Consider the following 2,828-nt stretch of genomic DNA (forward strand, 5'->3'; position numbering starts at 1 on the left):
GATGATCTGGCTGTCGGTGAAGCGAGACTTCTTCATGGAACCTCCTCGGGAAAGACTACGAGAAAATTCCACTTCTGGGGTCAGCTAATCGGCGGGGGGGATTACCCACGCTCTACCTCTACTTCGCCACCGTGCTGTCGCGAGTGTTCTTCGGCGGCAGCGAAACCTCGCTGCTCACCACGCTCGGCGGTTTCGCCGTCGCCTACGCGATGCGCCCACTGGGCGCGATGGTCTTCGGGCACGTGGGCGATCGCATCGGCAGGCAACGCACGCTTCTGCTGTCGATGATGTTGATGACGCTGGCGATGCTCGCCACGGCGCTACTGCCCGGCTACGCCACGATCGGCCCGGCCGCGGGCGCGCTGCTGATGCTGCTGCGGTGCTTCATGGCGTTCTCGGTGGGCGGCGAGTACACCGGGGTCGTCGCCTACCTGCTGGAAGGCGCGCGAGCGGAGCGGCGCGGCTTGATCACCTCGCTGGCCTCGGCCGCCAGCGAGGTCGGTGCGTTACTGGCGGTCGCCGCTTCCGCACTGACGGTCGGCCTGCTGAGTCCCGCGCAACTGGATGCCTGGGGCTGGCGCATCCCTTTCTTCATGGGCGCGATGCTGGCCGGTGGCGTATGGATTGCGCGGTCCACCATGGAGGAATCGCCCGACTTTCTCCGCCAGGTGCGCGAAGACAGCCTGCCCGACGCACCGCTGCGGCACACGCTCACCCACCATCGCCCGGCCTTGTTGCGCACGTTCGCGATCTCCGCGCTGGGCTCGATCACCTACTACGTGGGCATCACCTACGTACCGACATTCCTGGTCTCGTCGGGCATCCTGGCCGAGAGCCGCTCGCTGTGGATGTCGACCCTTGCCGCCGTGGCGGTCATCCTGGTCACGCCCCTGGCCGGTGCGCTTTCCGACCGGGTCGGCCGCAGGCCCGTGCTGGTCTGGCTGGCCATCGCCTGCATGCTGCTTCCGCTGGCCTTGTTCGGGCTGATGGGCGGCGGCGGCGAACCGGCCGTCGCCGGCGCCGCCATCGCGCTCGCCTGCCTGGCCGGCGGCGTCAGCGCCGTCGGCGCACCCGCTACCGCCGAACAGTTTCCCGGCGAAGGACGCCTCAGCGGGCTGGCACTCGGCGTCACCATGGCCACCGCACTCTTCGGGGGCCTGACGCCCTTCCTCGCCGAGCTGCTTGTCCGCCGCACCGGCTGGCACGCCGCCCCCGGCGCCATGATCGCCGCCGTCGCACTGGTCGTCCTGCCCGTGTTCCTGACCATGCCGGAGACGCGTCCGCGGGCCGGTGGGAAACAGGCTGGCTAGCGCCTTCCGGCAAGCGAACCTGACTCCGTTTCCGCTCTGACCGCGGTTTTCCGTGCTGGAAGTAGTCCCAGGTCGTGCGGACCAGCACGGCGTCGAAGCCTGCCTCCCGCAACGCAGGAAAGTGAACCTGACCCCGTTCCGCATCGACCTCGAAGCGGCGCGCGGTACGCGCGTCCGCTTGGACGAAGAGTTAGGGGCTTGCGCCGCGCTATGGCCGAGCGAGCTTTGCCGGGCCTGGCGTGAGACGCGAACCCCACCGAGGGCAACGCTACTAGCTTTGGACGCCCGGGGCTTGCGGCAGCGCTGCAAGGCAGGCTTGATGCGCCAAGACCTGCCAGCTGGCACAGACACGGCCGAAGCGAACCTTGCGGAAGAGGGGCCAAGCAAGGGCCTAACGCTTGAGTTAAGCGGCGGCGAAGCCGTCCGCCTTGAACGAGTTGTTAGGCACCGCCTACATGCCATAAGCCACAGAGACGCCGGCCACCCATTGCTCTTGCTTGAAGACCTTTGCGGAGCTTAGACCCGTTATCTGCAGCCCGGACTCACTGACCCAGCGCAGCTTGAGAGGAACAGTGCCCTCCAAGATGAGGGTGTTGCCAGCACCCGAGGGCGCGGCACTCCCACGCACTATGGACACTTGAGTGTTGAGGCCGGTGGTAGCCCCGCAGTGGCGGTTGAAGACGACTGCGCTGATAGCACGAGATGGCGAAGCACTGCGCGGCACGATCTCGTTGCCGCACCCGATATCGCATGCAGCGATAGTGGCGAGCATTGCCATGGCGAGCAGTAGCTGCAAGGCTCGCTTCATACGCCTAACACCTGAATTAAGCCGCGTCGCGAAGCGGCGTCGGCTTGGGCGAATTGTTAGCCCTCACCTTCGCTCCACTTGTCGCGAATGGTGTAGACGACCGAGAAGATCTTCCAGCCTTTCTCCGTACGGACCAGCTGCCACATCTCCTTGCCCCAATTCGTCTTCTGGCCATTGGCGAGGAACGTGTAGTCAAAGGCAACCGAAGCGATCTCGCCGTCGGTGTCGACGGTGATGTTAGAGAAGGTTTCCTCGCGGGGCTCTTTGGCTGCGACCGCCCCATCGATGAGCGCGATGAAGTTGTTGCTGGGTATCTGGCGCGCCTTGATAGCGTCCGGCTTGGTCTGCCGGATATGTACGAGGCGCCGGTCTTCGGAAACGAATTGCCAGCCAATGTCTTCCGGCTTGTCTGAGAAGAACAAGCTCATATAGGCGGGCTTGTCCTTTTGGATCAGTGAAGTTCGGAAGGCTTCGACCACCCTTTCGATGGCCGCGACGTCGGAGGCATGCGTAGCCTGCGCCATCTCTGCGGCAGGGCAGGCTGAGCAAGACAGGCAGGCAGCAATGAGGAAGCCTTTAACCGAACGCATCCATGATCCTTGTTGTGAGGGCTAACGCCCGAATTAAGCGGCGGCGAAGCCGTCCGCTTGAATGAAGAGTTAGGGGCTTGCGCTGCGCCATGCTTGGGCGACTGTACCGGCGCAACCGCA

At 64.8% G+C, this 2,828-nt stretch carries 3 protein-coding genes; 1 reads left to right on the top strand and 2 read right to left on the bottom strand.

The annotated features are described in order from the left end of the window. The first annotated feature begins 65 nt into the window (after positions 1-65). The gene (locus WAT24_RS16490; RefSeq protein ID WP_336808989.1) at positions 66-1,310 is read left to right on the top strand and encodes an MFS transporter; all 1,245 of its coding nucleotides are present in this window, start codon (positions 66-68) and stop codon (positions 1,308-1,310) included. A gap of 451 nt (positions 1,311-1,761) precedes the next feature. On the opposite strand, the gene WAT24_RS16495 is transcribed toward WAT24_RS16490, so the two are convergent. After that, a complete protein-coding gene (locus tag WAT24_RS16495; RefSeq protein ID WP_336808988.1) occupies positions 1,762-2,106 on the bottom strand; it encodes a hypothetical protein in 345 nt (114 codons plus the stop codon). A 68-nt stretch (positions 2,107-2,174) separates the two neighbouring features. Next, entirely contained in the window at positions 2,175-2,708 is a 534-nt protein-coding gene (locus WAT24_RS16500; RefSeq protein WP_425605320.1) for a nuclear transport factor 2 family protein, read from the bottom strand. Positions 2,709-2,828 lie beyond the last annotated feature (120 nt).

This window comes from Fulvimonas yonginensis (assembly GCF_037137055.1).
GTDB lineage: Bacteria > Pseudomonadota > Gammaproteobacteria > Xanthomonadales > Rhodanobacteraceae > Frateuria_A > Frateuria_A yonginensis.